This window comes from Zoogloea oleivorans (assembly GCF_008107625.1).
GTDB lineage: Bacteria > Pseudomonadota > Gammaproteobacteria > Burkholderiales > Rhodocyclaceae > Zoogloea > Zoogloea oleivorans.
On sequence record NZ_SDKK01000002.1, the window covers coordinates 233,042 to 254,665 of the forward strand.

Annotated in this window: 23 protein-coding genes and 1 pseudogene; 3 read left to right on the forward strand and 21 right to left on the reverse strand. The window is 65.9% G+C overall.

Going from position 1 to position 21,624, the window contains the following annotated elements; genetic code table 11:
- Position 1: 1 nt before the first annotated feature.
- The 5 genes and pseudogenes from ETQ85_RS02725 to mobH all read right to left on the reverse strand — a co-directional run bounded on the left by ETQ85_RS02725 (position 2) and on the right by mobH (position 5,788).
- Positions 2-1,672 (reverse strand): ABC1 kinase family protein, encoded by a 1,671-nt coding sequence (locus ETQ85_RS02725; protein WP_148577565.1) that lies wholly within the window; start codon positions 1,670-1,672, stop codon positions 2-4.
- A complete protein-coding gene (locus ETQ85_RS02730; RefSeq protein WP_211164045.1) occupies positions 1,672-2,532 on the reverse strand; it encodes a DUF2934 domain-containing protein in 861 nt (286 codons plus the stop codon). The genes ETQ85_RS02725 and ETQ85_RS02730 overlap by 1 nt, the downstream gene beginning before the upstream one ends.
- An 89-nt stretch (positions 2,533-2,621) precedes the next feature.
- Entirely contained in the window at positions 2,622-3,248 is a 627-nt protein-coding gene (locus ETQ85_RS02740) for a TetR/AcrR family transcriptional regulator (protein WP_148577566.1), read from the reverse strand.
- Positions 3,249-3,337: 89 nt separating this feature from the next.
- Positions 3,338-3,574 (reverse strand): annotated as a pseudogene (locus tag ETQ85_RS02745) (transposase); the annotation flags it as partial.
- 402 nt (positions 3,575-3,976) lie between these two features.
- Complete coding sequence (gene mobH, locus ETQ85_RS02750; protein WP_076600378.1) at positions 3,977-5,788, reverse strand: MobH family relaxase; 1,812 nt, start codon at positions 5,786-5,788, stop codon at positions 3,977-3,979.
- A 314-nt stretch (positions 5,789-6,102) separates the two neighbouring features.
- Here mobH and ETQ85_RS02755 point away from each other — a divergent pair, with 314 nt between their 5' ends.
- The 3 genes from ETQ85_RS02755 to ETQ85_RS02765 all read left to right on the forward strand — a co-directional run bounded on the left by ETQ85_RS02755 (position 6,103) and on the right by ETQ85_RS02765 (position 7,369).
- Positions 6,103-6,420, forward strand: a complete 318-nt coding sequence (locus tag ETQ85_RS02755; RefSeq protein ID WP_076600379.1) for a type II toxin-antitoxin system PrlF family antitoxin — start codon at positions 6,103-6,105, stop codon at positions 6,418-6,420.
- Complete coding sequence (locus tag ETQ85_RS02760) at positions 6,420-6,881, forward strand: type II toxin-antitoxin system YhaV family toxin (protein WP_076600380.1); 462 nt, start codon at positions 6,420-6,422, stop codon at positions 6,879-6,881. The genes ETQ85_RS02755 and ETQ85_RS02760 overlap by 1 nt, the downstream gene beginning before the upstream one ends.
- Positions 6,882-6,997: 116 nt before the next feature.
- A complete protein-coding gene (locus ETQ85_RS02765) occupies positions 6,998-7,369 on the forward strand; it encodes a DUF3742 family protein (protein WP_076600381.1) in 372 nt (123 codons plus the stop codon).
- Positions 7,370-7,373: 4 nt separating this feature from the next.
- Here ETQ85_RS02765 and ETQ85_RS02770 read toward each other — a convergent pair whose 3' ends face one another.
- The 16 genes from ETQ85_RS02770 to ETQ85_RS02845 all read right to left on the reverse strand — a co-directional run bounded on the left by ETQ85_RS02770 (position 7,374) and on the right by ETQ85_RS02845 (position 21,459).
- Positions 7,374-8,891 (reverse strand): conjugal transfer protein TraG N-terminal domain-containing protein, encoded by a 1,518-nt coding sequence (locus ETQ85_RS02770; RefSeq protein ID WP_076600382.1) that lies wholly within the window; start codon positions 8,889-8,891, stop codon positions 7,374-7,376.
- 15 nt (positions 8,892-8,906) lie between these two features.
- The gene (locus ETQ85_RS02775; protein ID WP_076600383.1) at positions 8,907-9,260 is read right to left on the reverse strand and encodes a hypothetical protein; all 354 of its coding nucleotides are present in this window, start codon (positions 9,258-9,260) and stop codon (positions 8,907-8,909) included.
- On the reverse strand, positions 9,257-10,582 hold the full coding sequence (locus ETQ85_RS02780) for an integrating conjugative element protein (RefSeq protein WP_235943303.1): 1,326 nt from the start codon (positions 10,580-10,582) through the stop codon (positions 9,257-9,259). Before ETQ85_RS02780 ends, ETQ85_RS02775 begins: the two co-directional genes overlap by 4 nt.
- 85 nt (positions 10,583-10,667) lie before the next feature.
- Complete coding sequence (locus tag ETQ85_RS02785; RefSeq protein ID WP_076600384.1) at positions 10,668-11,618, reverse strand: TIGR03756 family integrating conjugative element protein; 951 nt, start codon at positions 11,616-11,618, stop codon at positions 10,668-10,670.
- Positions 11,615-12,067, reverse strand: coding sequence for a TIGR03757 family integrating conjugative element protein (locus ETQ85_RS02790; RefSeq protein ID WP_076600385.1), 453 nt, complete (start codon positions 12,065-12,067; stop codon positions 11,615-11,617). The genes ETQ85_RS02785 and ETQ85_RS02790 overlap by 4 nt, the downstream gene beginning before the upstream one ends.
- A 167-nt stretch (positions 12,068-12,234) precedes the next feature.
- On the reverse strand, positions 12,235-12,729 hold the full coding sequence (gene radC, locus ETQ85_RS02795; RefSeq protein WP_076600386.1) for a RadC family protein: 495 nt from the start codon (positions 12,727-12,729) through the stop codon (positions 12,235-12,237).
- Between the two features lie 194 nt (positions 12,730-12,923).
- Positions 12,924-13,766: a DsbA family protein gene (locus tag ETQ85_RS02800; RefSeq protein ID WP_425473118.1), complete on the reverse strand. Its 843-nt coding sequence runs from the start codon at positions 13,764-13,766 to the stop codon at positions 12,924-12,926.
- Positions 13,690-16,578, reverse strand: coding sequence for a conjugative transfer ATPase (locus tag ETQ85_RS02805; protein ID WP_076600388.1), 2,889 nt, complete (start codon positions 16,576-16,578; stop codon positions 13,690-13,692). Before ETQ85_RS02805 ends, ETQ85_RS02800 begins: the two co-directional genes overlap by 77 nt.
- Positions 16,578-17,012: a TIGR03751 family conjugal transfer lipoprotein gene (locus tag ETQ85_RS02810; RefSeq protein ID WP_148577567.1), complete on the reverse strand. Its 435-nt coding sequence runs from the start codon at positions 17,010-17,012 to the stop codon at positions 16,578-16,580. The genes ETQ85_RS02805 and ETQ85_RS02810 overlap by 1 nt, the downstream gene beginning before the upstream one ends.
- Entirely contained in the window at positions 16,993-18,456 is a 1,464-nt protein-coding gene (locus ETQ85_RS02815) for a TIGR03752 family integrating conjugative element protein (RefSeq protein ID WP_076600390.1), read from the reverse strand. The genes ETQ85_RS02810 and ETQ85_RS02815 overlap by 20 nt, the downstream gene beginning before the upstream one ends.
- A complete protein-coding gene (locus tag ETQ85_RS02820) occupies positions 18,446-19,366 on the reverse strand; it encodes a TIGR03749 family integrating conjugative element protein (RefSeq protein ID WP_076600391.1) in 921 nt (306 codons plus the stop codon). The genes ETQ85_RS02815 and ETQ85_RS02820 overlap by 11 nt, the downstream gene beginning before the upstream one ends.
- Positions 19,363-20,052: a PFL_4703 family integrating conjugative element protein gene (locus tag ETQ85_RS02825; RefSeq protein ID WP_076600392.1), complete on the reverse strand. Its 690-nt coding sequence runs from the start codon at positions 20,050-20,052 to the stop codon at positions 19,363-19,365. The genes ETQ85_RS02820 and ETQ85_RS02825 overlap by 4 nt, the downstream gene beginning before the upstream one ends.
- Positions 20,049-20,522 carry a TIGR03750 family conjugal transfer protein gene (locus tag ETQ85_RS02830; protein WP_076600393.1) on the reverse strand — a complete coding sequence of 158 codons (474 nt, stop codon included), beginning with the start codon at positions 20,520-20,522 and terminating at the stop codon, positions 20,049-20,051. The genes ETQ85_RS02825 and ETQ85_RS02830 overlap by 4 nt, the downstream gene beginning before the upstream one ends.
- Positions 20,523-20,534: 12 nt before the next feature.
- Positions 20,535-20,900 (reverse strand): TIGR03745 family integrating conjugative element membrane protein, encoded by a 366-nt coding sequence (locus tag ETQ85_RS02835; RefSeq protein WP_076600394.1) that lies wholly within the window; start codon positions 20,898-20,900, stop codon positions 20,535-20,537.
- A 23-nt stretch (positions 20,901-20,923) separates the two neighbouring features.
- Positions 20,924-21,163: a TIGR03758 family integrating conjugative element protein gene (locus ETQ85_RS02840; RefSeq protein ID WP_076600395.1), complete on the reverse strand. Its 240-nt coding sequence runs from the start codon at positions 21,161-21,163 to the stop codon at positions 20,924-20,926.
- Positions 21,160-21,459: an integrative conjugative element protein, RAQPRD family gene (locus tag ETQ85_RS02845; RefSeq protein WP_425290199.1), complete on the reverse strand. Its 300-nt coding sequence runs from the start codon at positions 21,457-21,459 to the stop codon at positions 21,160-21,162. The genes ETQ85_RS02840 and ETQ85_RS02845 overlap by 4 nt, the downstream gene beginning before the upstream one ends.
- Between the last annotated feature and the right edge of the window lie 165 nt (positions 21,460-21,624).

Below are 21,624 nucleotides of genomic sequence, written 5' to 3' on the forward strand. Positions count from 1 at the left end.
TCTAGCCCTTGCCGCCACGCCAGATGGAGAACAGCACCCAGATGCCGCCGATGACGGCGGCGATGAAGCCGAGCAAGCCGAAAGATGGCAGGCCGGGCTCGCGCTCGACGGTCATGACGATGGCCGAGCCGATGATCAGGGCGGCGGTGACGACGCTGATCGCCAGGCGGCTGGCGGCGCGGTCGAGACGGTCGCCGAAATGCTTGAGGGGCAGGACCTCGACTTGCACCAGGAGCTTGCCGCGCCGCGCGGCGCGCAGGAGCTGGCGCAGGTCTTGCGGCAGCCCGGCGACGAGGGCAAGCGTGTCGCGCAAGGCGCGCCAGCCGCGCCAGACCAGGGCGCCGGGCGCGGCGTGGGCGAGCAGCACCCGTTCGAGAAACGGCGTAGCCTCGCCCGCCATGTCGAAGTCGGGGTCGAGCTGGCGCCCCAGTCCCTCCAGGGCGATGAAGGCCTTGATCAGCAGCGCCAGGTCGGGCGGCAGGGTGAGGCCGTGCTCGCGCAGGATGGCGACCAGGTCGGAGAGCATAGCGCCCAGATCGAGGTTCTTGAGCGGCACGCCGTGATACTGGTCGACGAAGGCGTCGATCTCGGGCTGCAAGGTCTCGCTGTCGATCTCGGCGCCGCCGCTCCAGTCCAGCAGCACTTCGGCCACCTTCTCCGCATCGTGGCTGACGAGACCGTGCAACAGCACGGCCAGCTGATAGCGGCGCTCCTCGGAAAGGCGCCCGACCATGCCGAAGTCAATGAAGGCGATGCGGTTGTCCGGCAGGTAGAAAACGTTACCGGGATGCGGGTCGGCGTGGAAGAAGCCATCTTCGAGCATCATCTTGAGCACGGCCCGGGCACCGCGACGGGCCAGCAGCCTGCGGTCGAGGCCGGCCGCGTCCACGGCGGCCAGGTCGCGGCCGGCAATGCCCTCGACATAGTCCTGCACATTGAGCCGCCCGCCGGTCCACGGCCAGTGGATGCGGGGAACGACGATCTCGGGGTGGGCGGCGAAGTTGGCGGCGATGCGCTCGGCGCTGCGGCCCTCGGCGGAAAAATCCAGTTCGCGGCGCAGCGACAGGGTGAAATGGCGCACCACCTCCCGCGGCCGGTAGCGGCGCAACTCGGGCGCTTCCGCCTCGACGATCTCGGCGAGACGGGCCAGCAGGCGCAGGTCAGCCTCCACGATCGGCCGGATGCCGGGGCGCCGCACCTTGAGGATGACCGCCGTGCCGTCAGCCAGCCAGGCGCGATGCACCTGGGCCAGCGAGGCCGCCGCCAGCGCCTGCATCTCCAGGCGCGGAAAGATGGCCTCGGGCGGCTCGCCCAGGTCCTCCGTCAGTTGCGGCAGCAGCTCGGCGAAAGGGATGGCGGGCGCTGCGTCCTGCAGCTTGCTGAACTCGGCGATCCATTCCGGCGGGAACAGATCTACGCGGGTGGCGAGGATCTGCCCCAGCTTGACGAAGCTCGGCCCCAGCTCCTCCAGCGCCCGGCGCACGCGGGCCGGCGGCTCCAGCCGCGCCAGTTCCTCCGGTTCGTGCCAGTGCAGGGCGCGGCCGGCACGTTCCAGGGCGCCCGCCATGCCGATCCGCCGCACCAGATCGCCGAAGCCGTAGCGGATCAGGACTGAGGCGATGTCATGCAGGCGGCCCAGGTCGCGGACGGCGCCGATCGCTTGCCATAGCATCAAACGTCCTTGCCCGTATTTTTCGATTCCAGACGGGCAGCGATGCCTTGGAGCAGGCCGGCGGCCAGACCGGCCAGCAGCGCGGCTTCATGGCGCACGACCTCCGCCCCTTTCTTGGCCTGATCCCGCGCACCTGCCGTAACGGCCTGGGTCAGTTGCTCGAGCGCGATCCGGGTACGTTGGCCGACGGCCGAGCCACTGCCGCGGGCATGTTCGGCAAGCTCGGTGAAGGTGGCCTGGACGGTGCCCCGGGTATCGCGCGCTGCGTCCTGCAGCGTTTCGATGAACAGCGTCTGCAGCGTGGCCAGTTCGTCCGCCGCCTGCTTCAGCCCCTGCCGGGAGAACTCACTGGTGCGACCCGTGGCCTCCTGAATGGCCAATTGTGCGGCCTCCGCTGCTCCGGCCAGCGCCTCGTCCAGACCGCGCATCGCCTCTTTCAGCGCTTGTCCGCCGCGTTCCCCGAGCGGCACGGCGCCTTCGCGGGCGCCTCTGACCACGGCCGCCGTCACGCGTTTGAGTGCATCGGCATCAAGATGCCCGCGCGTGAGAGCATCGAGCGTGATCGCACGCACCTGAGAGGCGATCGCGGCCGGGTCGGTGGCAAGTGCGCCTTGTACGCGTTGCTCGAGTTCCTCTGGCGTCATGGAGGGAAGACGTCCCTGCTCCTTGAGCATCCGGTCGATCTCGGCCTCGGCCTCCAGCCAGTCCTCTGCCACGTTGCCGCCCACAAAGCCGCTCTTTTCCGCGCGAAAATAGGCGGCCTCCGCGATCATTCGATAGCGTTCCTCGGCGGTGACGGGCGGATTCTTCTCCGCAACGGATTCCTGCGCCGCATTCGAAGTGGAAGTGGATTTGGCCATGGTCGCTGCTCCTTTTCAAAGTGAGAGTGTGGAAAATCCGGCGTGTGCGGGGCCGGGTATCGGTATGAGCTTGTCCAGGCGCCCCATCCTCAGCGTGCCTCCCCATCGGCTGAGGCCAGCCTCCCTCGCAGCAGATCGCATACGTGGCGTGCCAATACCTCGGGGTTGTCCTGCTGGGGCCGGCGTCCTGGCATGAACTTACGGGTTGCACCGGCTTGGAAATGGAAGATCACCAGGCCAAAGATCGACATCGCGAGCAGGTGGGCATCCACATGTGGGTCCAACTCGCTGGCGAGATCGTGGACGGCAACGAACATGTCCCTGAATACCTGTTTGGCCAAGGTACTCTGACGCGCCTCGTTGGTGTCCAGCAGTACCCACTGCACCAGCCGCAGAAAGTCCTTGTCCGAGGCCATCATCCGGGCGAGCCCCGCAACAAAGCATTCAAGCCGTTTCCATGGGGTGCCGTTGCCGGCCAGCATGTCTTTCAGTGCGGCCACTCTTTCCCGGAATTCGTAGGCCACCGCATCGAGATAGAGCTGGTTCTTGTCGGCGAAGTGGTAGTAAAGCGCCGCCTGGGTGAGGCCGACGGCGGCAGCGATATCGCGCATCGAGACGCCGTCATAACCGTGCCGCGCAAACAAAGGCGTCGATAGCTCAAGAATCTCTTCCCGCGTTTTTCGCTTGCGAATGATCCTAATCGGCTGGCGGATCATAGATTGGTGGCCCTTCCGATAAACTTAACGAACGATCAGTATATCTCTGTCAGATGTGGTTTGCACCATCCAGCCTACTGAGAACCTGTTCACAATCCTTTGAGCAGTAGTGCGATGAAGGCCAAGTGGACGAACTGCAAGCTGGTGTTGAGTTTCCGCTCGCAGTTTTTCCAGTGGCGGCGGCATTTCTCGATCCAGGCGAATGACCGCTCGACGACCCATCGCTGAGGCATGACGGCAAAGGAATGCAACTCGCTGTGCTTGGCGATTTGGACTTCAGCGCCAAGCCATTCCTCAACGGCATGAGCGAATGGCTGGCCGACATAGCGTAAGCGCCCGGAAAACTCACCTGTCCCATGGCGCGGTCATCCGCTGAAGATCGTGCCCACCAATTTCGATGGTGACACTATGGACGTTGGCATCCCGCGCCGAGCCCGGCGAACAGGTTCTCATTGCCAAGTACCAGGGCATCGTGTGCTACGAACGCAACCGCCAATGGCGAGGTAGAAGCGATGCTTTACCAAAGATGAGGGGAGGCCCCTCGAAGTCGGCTTGCAGGGGCGGGCTCTTCGTCAGTTTCTCTCCTGCCGTGAGTGACAGAGCGGCGAAAGCGATGCGGGAGACCATGCGTCACTGGCGGCTGCATCATCGTGGTGACCTTCCTTTGGACGATCTCGTACGTTGGACTCGCTCCGTGATTCATGGGTGGGTTGCCGATAGGTGCCTTCCTACACAGGATCGGCGGCAGCAGATACCGACAGGTAAGGGTTGTTCGGTGGCATATCGCTGAACAGGACTCGCGGGTCTTCCAGCAGGTAGCCGTGGAGTCTCCGCGATTTCCGCGGCCCTGTGACTGCGCATATCCAGATGTTCAGACCATTCTGCTGCTTGCGGTGCAATTGCAGCTTCTCGAAGCGTTTTTGCACCCATTGCCAATCGGCCAGTTGGTCTTGCCTGGCAAGGAAGGCGGTTCTTGGATGTTCCTGAGCGTAACGCTGGAACACGCCGGGGCTGACCAGATAGACGGTATCGGCGACCGTATGCACCAGTGCCTTGGTGTCATTGATGATGAGCTTGCGCTCTTCGATATGCCGGCGCAGCCAGGCGACGAAATGCTCGCCTGACGGCGTTTCCTCCAATCCTGGAATCGACGCAGGCGTCGCCGAGTCGAGCGGTAACCTTGACTCACCTGACTCAAGAGGCGGCTCTTCCAGGGTTGGAGAAAACATTTCGGTGGTCGACGAGAGAACAGCCGACGCCATATCTGGAATGTCGAGCAGATCCAGAAGCGCCTCGACGCCTTCGCCGGCTGGCTGCGCCGACAGAGGCTCGGGGGCGACCGAGTCCGGTACGGCGGGCAACGATGCGGAAACAGTTGCTTCCCCCTCGTCCTGCACCACCATCACTGTGCCGGCGAACGGTGTGGGCCGCTCATTGCCTTCCCAGATCAGCGACGGTGCGAGGCGCAGGAGCGTGAAGGTGTGAGACCAGCCCGCGTCGCTGGTGATGGTCGCCTTCCAGATGGCCTTGCCCTCTGGCGTCGGTTGCGCAATGCCATGGTCCTGCAGCACGTTGAAGACGGCGGTGTTGCTGGACGGGATGCCATCGATGCCCTGGGCCAGCAGATGGGCGCGCAGCTTGTCCGAGACCGTCTTGCTGACCAGCCACAGTGCATCCTGGGTCAGCCATCCGTCCGAGGCCTGGGGCTGGTTCAGTTTGAACTCTTCCTTGAGCAGGTAGCGCAATCCGTCGAGGAGCTTGCGTTGGAGCGCATGGCGGGGTGCCGCCAGCGCCTTGGCCGGATCACCACCCAGCGCCTGGGCGACCGAGGCTTGGTCGGCCTGCACGACCAATTCCCCGAGCATGCCGGCATGCTCGTACTGGCCGGCCAGCACGTACAGGAGTGCCGACCACAGGTCCGGATACACGCTGAGCCAGTCGAAGATACCGGCGTCGAGCAGTCGGGCGTAGAGCAGCCCGGTAGCTGCGCTGTGCAGCCGGTATTCGCGTGCCTTGTGGTAGCGGAAGCGGTACGGCTTCCGGAGCGGACCATGCCAGGGATGCCAGATCGTGCCGTCGGCATACTCGACATGCAGGTCGACGGCGACCTTGCCGACGTCGTGCAGCAGTGCCGCGTAGGCGATGCCCGCAGTCCAGGCCTCGGCCTGGGCGGCCTGGGCTTCCGGCGTGGCGCCGGCCGGCAGGAGATGGGACTGTCGCAGCTTCAGCGCGTAGGCCACGATTTCCAGGCCGTGGTCCAGCATGCCGCCCAGGTAGGCGTGGTGGTGGCTTTCCGAGGCTGGAAAATTCTGGACCAGCTCGGCGTAGCGCTCCAGTGGCGCCCGATACAGCGTGGCGAACTGGTCACGGGAGACGGACGTGCGCTGCCAGATGTGTTCCAGCAGCTTCTGCCGGCGCGGTGTCGCCAGCAGTGATGCGGCCGATTCCGTCCGCGTCAGCCCTTTGGGGGGCTCGGCGGAGGGAGTGGGCGTCACTGCGGTGGCAGGTGGCATCCGTTTGCGTTGGAACAGCGAGAGCATGGCGAATCCTGGATGGCGGGCTGTTCGGGGGAGCCTCTTGGCCCTTTCGGGTAGGGCCTTTCCCCTTGACCCCGTTCCCTTGCCCCTTCCCAGCCCTTTGTCCTTTGTCGGAAAGTCTTTGGTATAGAGCAGCGAAGGTAGCCGAGCCACAGCCAATGCGGGACTGGCCCAAATCGGATTCTGGCGGGAAGGCGCCTGTGCCGGGGCTACGATGGGGCCTTCTCTTTCAACTGGATGGAGGCCCCATGCTCAGGCAGATTGACGATGTAAGGAAAATTCCTTACCATGCAAGTGTTGTCATCAGGAGAACATCCATGCCTGAGATCCATGAAGTCGCCACGCTGACCTCCAAGGGCCAGATCACACTGCCCAAGCCCATCCGGCAGGCACTGGGCGTGGACGCCGGCGGAAAAGTGGCCTTCGACCTGCGCGGAGGCGAAGTCATCGTGACCCGCGCGGACGCCGAGCACGAAGACCCGGCCATCGAGGCCTTCCTGGGCCTGCTGGAGGCCGACATTCGGGCCGGCCGGCATGTCCAGTCCCTCCCGGATGATCTGGCCCGGGTCATGTTGGCGAGTGCCGGCCACGCGGTCAATCTCGATGAAGACATCGACGGCGAAGTGGCGCTCTGATGCAGCGGCACGGTTGGACGCTCTTGTTCCACGAGGGCGTGATCGAGCAGTTGCGCAAGCTGCAGGCGGCCGCAGAACGGGCCGAACAGAACGACCCGCAAGGGTTCGAGGGCAACGCCAACGTCAAGCTGTTTCGGGCGCTGAGCCAGTTGATCATGGAGGTCGTGCCGAGCGATCCCTCACGGGACGAGTACCGCCAGGGCAACACCCTGGGACCGGCGTACCGTCACTGGCGGCGCGCAAAGATCGGGCGGCGATTCCGCCTGTTCTTCCGCTACGACTCCAAGGCGAAGGCGATCGTGTTTGCCTGGGTCAACGACGAACAGACCTTGCGATCGGCTGGCAGCGAATCCGATCCCTATGCGGTGTTCGAGAAGATGCTCGGACGTGGCAATCCGCCCGACGACTGGGCGGCGCTTGTAGCAACGAGCCAGGCGGAATGGGCATCGAAGGAACGTTGATTGGATGTCGCATGGAGTTTCAAACGATCTTTGAAAAATCCACGATGGATCCAATCGACGATCCCTTGGAGCGGGTGCCGAGTGAGAACCCATAGGACGGCCATGAGGTAGCCACCATGAAGCTCGCTGCACAGACCACTTTCGCGGAACGCGCTGGCCGGACACTGGGCCGGATGTGGCGGGCTTGTGTGCGTCTGGACCGCCAAGCGCACGACTGGCTGGTGGCGCAAGGATTGGCGCCTGTTGCCGCCCGAGGGGTGTTGCTGATCCTCAAGCTCGTTGCATTCGGCGTGCTGATTTACGTCGCGCTCTGGCTTGCGATGTTGATCATGATCGCCGTGTTTGCGGGTTGGACGGCACGGAACGCCGCTCCCGGCGAAGCGGAGGAATGGGCGATCGGCGATCAAGCGGATCACAAGCGCAGTGTTTTCTACGATCCAATCAACTACGACGACGATCCAGACCCCCGCTTTGATGATGAGCGGTAGGTAGTTACTTGGCTGCCCGAACCACGGTGCCCGTGCCCCTTGATCCGGCTTGGCCTGCTGATTTCGTGCCTTCCGACAGCCCCTGAAGCGCATTGCCGGCGCGGATGCCCACCCATCCCAGGGCCGTCACCCAAAAGCCCGGAAGCACGATGAACATCGTCGCCATGACGAAGTTCAGCAGCATGTCCCCGAAGGCGTTGTTCAGGCCGATCAGGGGATCGAAGTTCGAATGCGGCCGGCTCGCGCCGAAGCCCCAGCCATAGAGCGCATCGAGGATCGTGCTGTCGAGCCAGCGCGCGAGCTGGAACCAGAAGTCCACGAAGAACAGCGCAAACTCTACGCAGCTCACCGCGACCAGGGCCTTCAGCTCGTAGGTGCCGAAGAGCAGCACCAGCGGGATGCAGATGACGAGCGCCATCTTGAGCAGCGACAGCACCATCGGCAACGCCTGGCGGACCACATCCATGGCCGGAAAGAAGCCCAGCGAGCCGACGGCCATCCCGAGGTCGCCGGCACCGCGGGTCACGATGTTGGGCAGCGTCTTCTCGATCTGGCCGCCGTAGTCGGTGTAGACGGCGCCCTGGTTCATCTTCTGCTGCCTGGGTGAGACGACGGCGCGGATCACCGAGTCGTTGACCTCGTTCTGCGACAGGAACCCCGCCCAGCGGCCGATACGGGAGAGCAGATCGGGATCGACCTGGGCCAGCAGGCGGGCGCGTAGCCCGCTGTTGCCGTCGGACCACCACTGCCGGCAGCTCGGATAGCCGCCGCCGCTGTCCACCTGGGCCAGCCCCGCGTCGCGGGTGGCATCGTAGGGCCAAGCCGTGCGCGGCGTGCTCGAATGGTAGGTGTCGTAGAAGCCGGGCGCGTCGAGGAAGTAGCTCGAACCGATCCAAGTCACGTCGTTCATCTGCTCGTCGGAGAGCGTCGGCCGGTTCATGAACAGTTTGGCGCGCGAAGGCCCATAGCAGTCGTGCACGAAATCCCCGACCTCCTGGGCCAGTACCGGGTCGTCGATGCGGGTGGAATCGACGTCCATGCGCATCTGCCGCAGATCGGTCCCGCAGGGGATCGCCGCCACCGCAGCCCCGGTGACGGCCTTGGAGATGGCGTGCATGAAGAACCACCACACCGGCACCAGCGCGCTCTGGTTGTTGAGCGTGGTGTAGGCGTTGGACCAGCCCGTGTCCGCCGGCTGCGGAACGCTGACCTGGCACTGCGCGGAGCGGCTCGTATCGAAGCGGATCGTGCTCAGGTCCACCGGAATGAAGGGGATGCCGGCGAACATGATGACCACGATCGCCACCCAGACGCGGTTCTCGATGCGCATCGAGGACAGCACACCTTTGTTGCCCTCGTCCGCGCCTTCCGCGCGCGCCCGCAGCCACTCCTGGATCACGATGGCGACGAACGGGAGCGCGAACACGCCGCTGGCGACGAGGATGTTCCAGATGCCGTTGTTGACCAGCCAGCCCACCAGGGTCAGGTAATACTCGAGGTAGTCGGTCGTGTAGAGGGTCATGACATCCTCCCCGCCTCAGCCATGGCGCAGCAGTTGGCTGCCTTCGAGCAGTACGATGGTCGTCACGGCCGCGATCTCGACGCGCAGCAGGCGGTGATGCGTTTCGGCTGACGGCTCGCGTTGCCGCAGGCGCTTCCGCATCCACCACCAGCCATAGGCCGTCGCCGCGTAGAGAAAAAGCCGCCAGACGAGGAAGTGGGCGGAATGCGCGTGCAGCCAGCGCTCCCAGCCATCAATACCGCCGACGACATGAATGCCGGCGACGTTCACTGCCACCGCGATTCCGGCCACCAGCAGCGCCCACAGCAGTGCGACGCCCACCCGGCGGTTGAACAGCCACGTAGGCCGCAGCCACGTGCGGCCGGTCATGGTGTGCTCCGGGGTTTCTGGACTTCCTTGAGGCGGTCGCGCGTGGTGTCGCCCTCGAAGATGCCGCGCGAGCCGCCGGCGCGCGTGCCGTGGCGCTGGACGATGGCCATCGCGGAGTTGCCCGCCAGCGTGCGCCGCAATTCGAGTTCAGTCTTGAGATTGCTGATCTCCTGCTCCAGCGCGCCGTTCTCCTGATCGACCGCCTTCACGGCCAGCTCGTTGGCCGCGACGTTGGGCTCCTTCTTGCCGGTCAGCAGCGTCCGCTGCAACAGCAGTGCCTTCTCCAGCACGCTGGACAGCGCCGCCTCCGAGGCCAGGCGCTTGCCCAGCAGATCCTGGTCGGGCTCGTCACGCAGGGCCTCGATCACGCCGCGGGTGATCGGCAGCGAGTTGCTGCCGGCCGCTTCCAGGTTCGCCACCGTCGTCGGCTTGGCGCCGGTCACCAGTTCCTGCAACGCCTGCAGCTTGGTCTCGTACTCCTCCTGGATCACCGGTGTGAGCCCGACACCGGGCGTGGTTTGGGTCTTGGTGCAGCTTTCGCAGGTGCGCTGCTCACGCTCGCCCAGCACGCGCGTCGCCCAGGCTGCAGCCGCACCAGGCGAGGACCAGGTCTGGCAGGTCAGCCGGTTGCCGCAGGTGGCGCGAGAGATCGACGAGGTGTCCGTCACACTGCGCCCGTTGAGCAGGTTGTAGCCTGCGCGCGTCACGTCGCCCACCACCTTGATCGACCCCTGGCCCGAGCCGCCCGCGTTGCCGCCGCCGACCCAGGGCACGCCGTTGTTGCCCCTGTTCGACTCGGCCTGCTCGACGGCCGACACGGCATCGGTGCTGCTCACCGCATCGCGCAGCGCCATGCCCTCAGCGAGTTGGTCCCAGCCTGCCTGGCCGCCCGCCATGTCCGCGAGGCGGTTGGCGATGGCCCGGCAGGTCATCTTCGAGCGGTCGAAGTCCAGGCGAGCCTGCAGGACGCCGTTGGTGAGTAGGTTGTAGAGGCCCGGATCGGCACGCTGGATGATCAGCGCCGGCAGCGACGCCACGGCACTGGTGGCGTTCTGGATCACCGTGCTCATGATCGCCTGGAAGCCGTTGGTGATGCCATTGAGCTGGTTCTGCAGCGTGGTCGTGATGCTCATGTTTCCGCAGATCAGGTTGCTGTTCCAACCGACACCGACGCCGATGCTCTGCATGTTTCCCGCACCACCCATGGAAACGGCCCGGCCGCCACCGATGCTGTAGAGCACGTCGTCGCCGATGACGCTGCCATTCACACTGACGCCCCTGGGATTGATGCGGGTCTGCGCCCAAGCGACGCCCGCTGCCATGACGGCACAGGCGAGCGCAACGGCCAGGGTGTAGAGCCTGGCTCGCTGAGTGATGTGGGAAAAGGACACCTTCATCGCGGGCACCTCACTGGAAATCAACGCTACCGAGGAAAACCTGCCCACGGCGCTGGCAGCAGGCATAGGGCCGCCACAGCGCCCAGGCGTAGTCGCCTTGCTGCGCTTGTACGCGCGTGTTGCTGTGAGGGAAGACGGCACAAGTGCTGGAAAGTGTGGGCGTCAGTTCCTGCCACTTGCCGGTGGAAGCGTCGCCCTCCATCAACGCCCCAGCCGGCCAGTAGCCATCGCGCGCATTCGCAAGCAGCGGCTGATAAACGTGGATCTGACCACGCCGGGTCACGATGTCACCCGCGCGCTGCACCACCACCGCGCCGCTCTTGTAGTCGTCGGTTTGATGCAGGAAGCCGCCGCGTGGGTAGACGCTGCCCCACAGGTTGGCGCTGGCGTAGCTTCCGATCTCACGCATACCGGGAATGAGCGCTTCCGGGAACACCATCTCGGGGATGTAGTAGCGCCAGGCCAGCGTGTCGAGCGTGCTCAGCAGGTAGGGCATGAAGGCTGCGCCGGCTCCCTGACAGGTGTAGCCGGAAGCGCTGGCGAACTGGCTGAACACCGAGCCACCGGGATGCCCGATCACATCGGCGTTCTTGAACTTGGCGAGGTTGTTCTCGTTGTCGTGGTTCGTGGTGCCATCGCCGCCGGCCTGCGCCATGGAATTGGGCGTGCTCATCGCCCGCACTTCCCCCCACGGGTTCGCGCCGGTGTTCGAATAGCTGGATACCACCGCATCGGGAACGTAGTGGCGAACCTTGACCGAGGTGCGTACCGAGCAACCGAACATGGTGCAGAACAACCAGTAGCAGACACCGACAACGCGGTATTCCAGGCAATCAGGCGACAAGGACGATGAAGTGATGGTCGCCGTGTTCAGCGCGAAGCTCGACGTGGCTCCGCATAGCAACAGCGAAGCCATGACTGTCCGCAAGCGTTGGGACGGCGCTGTTGACAGACGGGTCATGGCCGCGCGCTCCGATAGGCATCGATACGGGCGGCGGCACGCGCCACGTTGGGCTCGCCGTAGATCACGTAGCGTCGATCGACCACCACTGCGGGAATCTTGACGATACCCAAGCCCCAAGCTTCGGCAACATCCTGGTAGGCAAGCCCAATGTGGCGTTGCAACGTCTCGTTGCCCTCACGCAATCGCTGCTGCATGATTGCCTCGGCCCGCCCCGGATCGGCCGGTAGCCCCGTCGACAGTTCGGCTTCGATCCGGGCTGGGAGGTCCAGTTCTATGACACGTTCACCACCCATGCGCTGGATCGGGTGACGGCTGTCGGTTACGACCAGCACGTCGGCCAGTGCTACCCCGCTCAACAAGACCATGCACAACCCCGTCACCACTACGGCAGCCATGGATTGCCACGACGGTGAGCCAGGAAGAAAGCCGTGAGATGAAAACAGCATGTCGCGCCTCCGGGGGGTCGATACAGGCTGTAGTCGAAACCAAGAGCGTGTGCGGAGCGACAAAGAATCCGTTGCCGGGGAGTCCCCATTTTTCAGGAGTGCTGCAAAAGTATGGGAGCCCGAGGGCTCCCATTGGGATGAACGGCGGATGCCGGGACAGCGGGGAGCTACAGCAGACCGGCCTCAGCGAAGGAGTACGGCTTGCCCTTGCCGACGATGAAGTGGTCCACCACCCGGACATCGACAATGGCCAGAGCGGCTTTGAGTCGATCCGTGAGCGAGCGATCAGCGGTCGAAGGCTCGGTCACCCCAGAGGGATGCTGGTGCGCCAGGATCAGCGCCGACGCGTTGAGGGCCAAGGCGCGCTGGACGACCACCCGCGGGTATACCGAGGTTTGGTCGACTGAACCCTTGAACAACGGCTCGTAGGCGAGCACCTGGTGCTGGCTGTCGAGGAACACGACAGCGAAGACTTCGTTGGGCTCCACGACCAGTTTCAGGCGCAGGTAGTCACGCACGGCGGCAGGACTGTCCAGCAACGCCCCGGCTTTGAAGATGCGTTTCTCCAGCAAGTTAATGGCCTGCTGGATGATCCAGCCTTCGTGCTGGGCGGCGATCAGGGTAAGCGACTCCGGGCGGGAATCGGCGACGACACAAGACATGGCGAACCTCCAATGGATGAGATTGGAGGGCGTATGCCCCAGGAGGGCAAACCCTCCAAAGGACGACGGGGATGGAACAGAGGAAGAAGAGGCATCCACCGCCACAAACGCGGCGGCTGTTCGCAGGCGAGGATGCGAAGCGAACGGGTTCGATCAGTGCGGTCGAGCCGCACCGTAGCCTTGAAGATCGATGGCTACCTGGGCATGTCGCCGACAGAGTCGGCTGGCATTTCCTTCGATGGCAAGCCGGTGGTGCCGCTCGCAGTGAGCAGATCGAGAGCAGACAGCAGAGCATCGCCCTCGACGGAGCCGTGCAACAAGAGAGCCTTGCCGGTCTCCCGGTCACGTAGTTGCAGCGCCGGCGTAGCGGAAACGCCGTTCTTTACCGCCTCCTCAACCTGGGCGTGGATCACCGCGTCGGGCCGATCACTGGCGAGACACTGCTGCGCGGCAGGCGTGAGGTCGGGATAGCGCAGCCCTTCGGGCAGCCCCTGCCCGTCGCCACGCGTGTTCGCGTAGACCCAGTCTACGGCCTGCCAGAACGCGGCGGGGCCGCCGGCCTCACCGATGCACTCGACCAGGCGTGCCTCGGCGGAGGCCGCCGGTTCATGCATGGCCAGCGGCAGGTGATGCCATTGCCAGCTCATTTCTGGATGTCCATCGATCCAGTGCTTGAGTACCGGGAAATAGGTTCGACAGAACGGACACTCCAGATCGGCATACTCAACCACCGTGAAACGCGCATCGGGCCGGCCATAGCGCCAGGGTGGCCTGGATGGTGGTGAAGGTACAGACGGCACCGTCTCTGTGGAGCTTAGAGGGCGGGTTTCAACTTGTGCCGTGGCACGCGGGCGCAGGAAGGACAAGGCGGCGAGCAGAAGCAAGGCGGCTGTCAGCAACGCGAGCAGAATGAAACGGCGGGATCGTACGAATCCGGGCAGGTGCATTGCCGCCTCCCCGTCACGCCAGCGTATCGAGCGCCAGCGACTCGATGCCGCGGGCATGGTCGATTTTCTCGGCCACTTTGAAGGCGGCATCCAGCTCGCCGATGCCGTACTGCTGCATCAATTGGTAGCGCTCGGCCTTCTCCTCCGGCTCGGTTTGGGCCAGCGCTAGGTACAGACTGGGCGGCACCGCGCGGAACAGCACCTCCATCGACTTCGAGAGGATCACGCCTTCGCTAAATTTGCCGGCCTCCTTGCGGGCGGAGAGCATCAGCGCCTTCTGCGCCGGGTTCAGCTCGCGGAAGCGCGCGATCTTCTCCACCTCGTCCGGGGGCATGGAGAGGCAGATCCACCACTCGATCATGTTGAGCATCGGTTCGGCCGCCTTGGGCAGGTCGTCGATGTTCTGGGTCGCCAGCCAGTACCAGGCGCCGAGCTTGCGCCACATCTTGGTGATCTTGACCACGTAGGGCGCGAGCAGCGGGTTCTTGGTGATGATGTGGCCCTCGTCGGTGACATTGATGATCGGTCGTCCGAGGAACTGATCGCGTTCGGCGATGTTGTTCACCGAGTTGATGAGGCTGATGTAGGCAATCGAGAGCTGGGCGTTGTAGCCCTCGCGGGCGAAGGTCGCCAGGTCCACGATCGTGATATCGGCCTCGGGCCAGGGTGTGCCGGGACGGTCGAACATCTCGCCGTCGACACCCTGGCAGAACATGTCCATGGCGTCGGCCATCTCCAGCAGCCGGGTGCGCCGTGCCTCCGGCAGCGTCGCATCGCGGGCGCGTTCGCGCAGCGCGTCGCGCACGTCGCGCGTGAGCACGGTGCGCTTCTCCGCCACGCAGCGCTGAGACGCATCGAGGATGCACTGGCGGATCAGGCTGCGGTCGGCGCGCGTCATGCGAGCCTCTTCCTTGTCCTCGCCACCGGTGATCATCAGCCGCGCGGTAATCTCCAGTTCGCCCAGCACGTCGCGCTGCTCGTCGGCATCGGCGACCTGCGCTACCTCGTCGCGGTCTTCGTCCAGGTCATCAGCATCCAGCGTCTGCACCTGGCTGGGCGTTTCCACCAGGCGGTGTGCGTCGGCGAACGGGGCGAGGCTGACCCCTGCGCCGGGTGCGAGCTTTACGCGATGCACCGTGAGGCCCAGCCGCGCCGCGAAGTCGCCGAAGAGGCCGAAGCTGTTGCCCGCCTCGACGATGAAGAGGCGCGGCCGGTAGATCGCCGTCACCTGGTTCAGGATGTTGTTGAGCGTGGCGCTCTTGCCCGAGCCGGTGGGGCCGAACAGGAACAGGTGCGCGTTCATCTGCCGGTCGAGGCGATTCAAGGGATCGAAGGTGATCGGTCCGCCGCCGCGGTTGAAGAAGGTGATGCCCGGATGCCCCGTCCCCTGGCTGCGGCCCCAGACCGGCGCGAGGTTCGCGGCGTGCTGCACGAACATGAGCTGGGTGTACCACTGGCGCCTGTCGAGGGCCGGGTCGAAGATGCAGGGCAGCCAGCGCAGGTAGCTGTTGAGCGGCGCCACCTCGTCTTCCTCGCGCACCGGCTGTAGACCAGCATTGAGCATGACATTGACCAGTTGCAGGCCGCGGGCGTCGAGCTGCGCCAGATCGCGCCCGCGCAGGAAGAACGCCAGCGCCCCGCGATAGAGCTTGTGCGCGCTGCCGATCAGGCTGCGCGCGTGCTGCACGTCCTGGCGGGTCTGCTCCGAAGCGAGCGTCTCGCCGACCGACTTCCTGCTCAGGTGGTTCAGGTACGCTTCCAGCACGTCCTGGGGCGTGGCGACCAGCGTGAGGCACATCACCGTGTCTTCCGGCATCTGGTCGAACAGCGCATTGACCGCATCACCGCCCTTGCGGGTCTCGCCGGTGATGTGGCCCGTTGGCGGCGGCATGCGCAGGCGGTCCATCACGATCACCCGGTGTGGCATGCCGTCGAAGAGCCAAGTGCCGTTGCCCACGTCCGAGCCCGGCTGGCCGAAGAACAGGCGTTGCGCGAAGTCGCCGCTGGCCAGCTCGATCTCACCCTCTTCCGTCTCCTCGGGATAGCGGGTCAGCGCATAGAAGCGCTCCCGATCCTCGGCGCTCGGCCCCAGCAGCGTCGGGTGGGGATTGAACCAGCGCAACAGCCAGTCGTGGATGTCGGCGGCGTTCATGCGCCGCGCCTTCACGCCCGCGTTCGCGAGCCCGCCGGCGAGCCGGTCGCAGATCGTGGCCAGGGCCTGCCCGGGGGACTGGCCGCGCCGCGACGACGCGGTGGTCGGGGTACGCCGGTAGACCACCATGCGCACGCGCCGGACTTGGCCGCGCCATGGCAGGCGTGTCACCGTGGTGTCCTCGAACAGGCCGCCGGGCTTGGCGATCGCGCGCAGGTGGTGGGCGAAGAAGCGCAGGTAGAATTCGCTGAAGGCGCTGCCCCGGGCGCGTGGCCGCACGTAGCTGGCCAGCCCGCGCAGATAGCCGTCCCAGTTCGCCTCGTCCTGGGCGTAGAGCTGGACCACCCAGGGGTTCTCGTCGAGTTCGTCGAAGGAGTCTTGCAGCGCGTTCTCCAGCGCATCGCGCGCCTGCCACAGCCAGGCCAGTTCGCGACCCTCGGTGCCGACCGGCGCCAATTCAAAGAACGCGGCGACCGACTGGCCGTCTTCCAGCAGCATGCACTTCGACTCGTTCAGGTATTCCACCCAGGGCAACAGATCGGCGAAGGACGGGGCCACGCCGTAGAGCGCCTGGGCGTCCGCCTCGGTGGCCGGCTTGCGGCGGCGGACGGCCAGCGCACTGCCGGGCTCGCTGATGCCATGCGTAGCCAGCATCGACACGTGCCGCGTCCATGCGTCGTCGGCATCTGCCTCTGCGCCGGCTGGGGTTTCGGCCGGGCGCGCCTGCAGGAAGGGAACGGACCAGGTCATCAGTAGTCCTCCAGACGCTCGCCCGGCATGGCGTACTGAACCCGCTGGTAGAGCGGAAACACCGTGGTGTAACCGGGCACCGGCACGGGGTCGGTGCCGGCCAGGTGCGGCAAGACGTACATCACCAGGTCCGGGTTCGGCAGCCGGTGGAACTGGCGGTAGATTTCGTTGGCCGCCGTGCGGGTGTAGGCCGCATTGTTCGCGGGCGCGGCCTGCACGTCGGCCTCGATCAGCGGCCGGCGCAGGCCCTGGCGCGCATCGAGCAGTTGCCGGGCCGGCTGGCCCCCGCCAGCGCTGCCGCCGGTCTCCTGGTTCCAGACATCTAGCATGGTGTGATCGCCATGCGGCAGCACCTTGTCCTTGCTGGTGGCACAGCCGCCCAGCGCCGTGGCCACGAGCATTGCCACGACCGTATCAGTCCAGTTCCGACGCATGGGCGCCTCCGATGCGGTGATTGACCCGGCGCCCCTTGGCGTCGTAGTCGATGTTGAGGGGCTGCTCCAGGTGGACGGCGACCTTCGCGCCGGGCTGCACGTAGATGGCGGCGAAAGCCTGGCCGTAGAGCTTGTTGACCCAATCGGCCATGTCGCGCACGCCACCGGCCAGGATGCGGCCCATGGCCTCGTTGCCCGAGATGCCGACCGTGCCGAGCGAGCCGTTGCTGTTGGCGACCACCGCCATACTGCCGTTGTCGGACTTGATCAGCGAGGCCGCACCGGCACCGGCCGCGGTGATCAGGGCCTGCGAGCCGAGGTACTGCTGGGCGTTGCTGCGCCGCTCGCCGGAGACGCAGGGGATGCCGTAGGGATCGCTGATCCAGCCCAGGCCGCCCTGAGTGGCACTGCCGCCGGTTTGGCCGCCGTTGCCACCCTGGCTGCGCGAACTGTTCTCCGGCACGGTGCGGATGGTCCCGTCCTGGAACACGAAGGTCACGCTACGGATCTGTCCGCGCACGCACGAGAGCGTCCAGTCGCCCGAGGCGGTGCCGCTGACCACGGCGCCGGCCACGTCGGGGATGTCGATGCCGTTGGCGGTCAGGTTGTCCGGCCCGATCAGCACCTTAAAGGGGTACGGGTCATTGACCGTGCCGTCGATCGGCACGCGTCCGATCAGCGCCGTCATGGCAATCGACCCCATCAGCGTCGAGTTCGACGGCACCGTGTAGACCGGCTTGGCGGAGGCACCCATGGCGCGGCTGCCCGCATCGGCGACGGTGCTCGCAACGCTGTCGGCCGTATTGGTCAGGGCTTTCTGCGCGGGTCCGAAGCTGGTGGGAAATGTTGGGCCGCTGCTCGCGGCGCCGTTCTTCGGTGGCTTGGCGTCGTCCGGCTCCACCCAGCGCGTGCTACTGCCGCGAGCGCCGCTGCCCAAGCTGCCGCCGAAGTTCTTGCCGTCGCCTTCCTCCAGGCCCAGCCCGACAGGCAGATCGGCCTGGCCGCCCTTGCCGGTGAGGCCATCAAGGCGCCGCTGCAGGTCCTGCAGCAGGCTCTGCGTCTGCTGGCGGTCGCTGGCGACCTGCTCACGGTCCTGCTGCAGGCGGCCGCGCTCGCCGTCCAGGGCAGTCTGGATGCGCTGGTCGACCGCGCTCTCGCGGGCGCGCATGCGTTCGTTCTCGGCCTTCTGGTTCTTGTTGTCGGTGAGCGCGGTCTGCAGCTCGTTGCGCAACTGCTTGACCTGGGCGACCAGCGTGGCAACGGTGTCGCGCGGTGTGTCGCCCTCGATGCCCAGGGCCTTCATCTCCTCGGGCGTGAGCGGATTGGCGGCGCCGGGTTGCGCGGGTTTGGCGCCGCGGTCGCCCGAGAACAGCTTGATGCCGACGAAGATCACCAGCAGCGCCATCGGGATCAGCAGCCACTTGAGGAGAGGGTTACTCTTCATCGCGAGCGCCTCCTCCTTCGGCCTGGCCGGCTGCGGCTGCCGGCGGCAGACTCACCGCCGCGTCGATCGGCGCGACCTTCGGCAGCAGCGACTCGGCCAGGCCATGGCCACGGGTGACGAGGTAGACCACGGTGGTGTCGGCCGATTGGCCGGCGGGCCCCAGGCTCGCATGCTGAAAGGTCGCCGCGACGAAATCGCCCTGCAGGGCGCGCGGATCGAGGTTCAGCCAGCGCGCGGAGGTGTTGGTGAGCCTCACGGCCGTCACCCACTGGTCTTCGAGCCGCCATGCGGCCAGCGCCTGTGCGCGCACCGGCAGCGTGGGCAGCAAGGTGCTCAGCGCGAGGCCGCGGCGCAGGTTCACGCGCCCGATGCCGGCGACCGGCTCGACGGTGCGCAGCGGCGCGTACAAGTTTTGCGCGGCATGGCGCGTCAGCACGACCGATACCGGCGTTTCGCGCCGGGGAACGGATTTGTCTGCGGGCGCTTCTGCCTGCTGGTCCGCGCCGCTTGCTGCACTGCCGCCGTAGCGCTTCGCGGGGGCCTCCGCTTCCACGATGCGCACGGGCTCCAGCGCCGGCTGGCCCGCCTTGGCCGGCTCGGCGGCAATGTCGATCAGGATCAGCGCCCCGGATTCGGCATCCTGCAGTTCCAGTCGCGACGGCGGAATCGGCTCGCTCGCGCGCAGGTAGATCGCACCGCCCGCGCTCTGCACCCGCAGGTGCGATCCGATGCTCTCCGGCACGCCGATGCGCACGTTGCGGTCGATGAAGATCACGCGCTCCTGGCCGACCACGAGCGGTACGGCCAGGGGCAGACGCTCCCAGCGCAGGATCTCCACGGCCTGGCTGGTGGAGACGAGCCCCATGCTGAGCAGGAAGCCGGCCAGGGCCGGCAGGACAAGGCGCTTCATGAGGCTCCTCCTTGCAGGTGGTTGGCTGCGGCGGGCTGGGCGGCCGGCGCAGGTGCCGGCGCCGGTTCAATGCGCTGCGGCGCGCTCGCGTAGCAATCCAGGGCCAGGCCGAAGGGGTTGCGCTCCGGATCGACGTCCATGCGTTCGACCTTCAAGGCGTAGCGCACCAGTGCGCGCTTGACTTGCTCGGAGCCCAGGTACTCGTCGGCGCTCACGTCGAGGGTGACGATCCAGTTCTTTGCCGACACGACCTGGACGCGCGACGTGGGATCGTCGCCGTAACCCCGGCCGGGAATCTCGTAGATACCGCGCACGCGCTGACGCAACTCGCCGTTGCTGCGCCGGAATTCGTAGTCCTGCTGCAGGAACGAGCGGCAACTCGGCGTGAGGTAGGCAGACAGCGCCTTGAGGTTGCGCGGGTAGTCTTCCTCGCCGTTGGTTGGCCAGCGCTGGGCCTGCTGCCAGATGTAGAAGGTGAAGGCGTAGACGCTTTCTGGAGGCACGTCCCACCACTTGCGGGTGCTGCCGGAGCGCAAGTCCGGGGGTACGTGGATGGTCAGGCTCTTCGGCGCGCTCCACCAGCCGAACCCAAGCAGCAGTGCCACGACGAAGAGCGCGGCGGCGCCGAGGCGCAAGGTCTTGACGTGCGCCCGCAGGTGCATGACTTCGTTCTTGAACCGACTCACTGGACAGCCCCCCTGTCACTGCGTGACGCCCTTCCCGAGGGAGGATGGGCAGCACCTCGACGGATGGACGTGGAAGGCCGCTGGCGCCGCGTGGTCCACCAGCCCGAGCGGGTGATGAGCTGCCGTCCCCCCACGTGGGCCGCCAGGGCAGGATAGCGCAGTGCGAGCCGCCACTGGAGCTGGCGGTACAGCCAGATGTCGGGCCGGCCGCGCTTTTGCCGGCGCAGGAAGCCGCTACCCGCAAACACGCCGAGCCCGATGCCGACGACGATCAGCGTCGGCACCATGGCGATGCTGTGCGTGAGCCAGGCCAGCGGTATGCCGGCCAGAAATCCAGCTACGGCCGACAGACCAGCGCAGACCCACAGCTCGTCGGCGGTCAGTCCGCGCACGACCACCGGGTGGCGGTTCAGGCGATGCGGCAGGAAGGTCACGAGCCCGTCGCGCGGACTCTCCGGGGAGCCGGCCATCGGTGCCGGCCCTCAGAGCACGCCGGTGGCCTTGGTCAGCAGCCAGATGCCGACGACCAGCAGGATCGCGCCTACCGCCACCGTCAGGCCGAACTGGCCCCACGTGGTGCGGCCGGTGTGGATTTCGGCATAGCGCGTATAGGCGTGGTAGCAGACCCCGACGAACATCGAGGCGACCACGAGCAGCGCGATCAGCAGCACGATGTCGTAGCCGTAGTTCTGCAGCGTCTGCATGATGCCGCTGCCCGCGCCGCGCGACGGGTCTTCCATGGTCGGCAAGCCGGCAGCGAACGAAGCCAGCGGCGTGGCCGCGATGCCCAGCGGAGCGAGTACGGCGGCAATGCGCGCGGCGCGATGAGAAGTCGAAGAAGGGTTCATGGCGATTCAACCTTTCGTGGTGGTCAGGACAGGAGGAAGAAACTCAGCACCAGGTACATCGCGACGAAGCGCACGACCACGCCGAGGAACTGGCGCTGGGTCAGCCGGTTCTCGGCCCAACCGACATAGGCGGTACGCATCGCCCACACGCCCCACAGCAACAGGATGGCGAAGACGAAGCCGAGGACAACGGTGGAGACGGTCACGGGCGTGAAACCGCCGTTGGCCTGGAAGGCGGCGACTTGATCGGCGGAAGGTGTCATGGCAACGGCTCCTGCCGTTCATCGCTGCGTACGTAGTCGCCAGCCAGCGGAGCGGGATCGCGTGGTTGGGCACGCTGCGGGACGAGGTAGTCCTGCAGGCCGGCGCGGATGCGCTTGAGGTCGGCGCGCAGCCGGGCGTAGTTGAAGTGGTAGTGGGCACGTTCCCGCGGAGCAGTGCTGGCCGCATGCTCGGCCAGACGGTCGATCAGGTCAAGCTGGCGTACGAGTGTGGCAAGTTGCTCGCGCTCTGGCGCGTCGTCGGTGGCATGGGCAGGACGCAGAACTAAGAACGACACAGCTAATGCTAGTGGCAAGCCTGCCATCAAGCGAGGCCATGCTAATGTGCGCCGGCAGGTCTGTCCCATCGTGCCATTCCCTCTTGAAGCGAATGGCTAAATGCTGTGGCACGTTTTCGCTTCGCGCCGCAATCAATGTGGAACACCGCATGACCATGTTGTCAC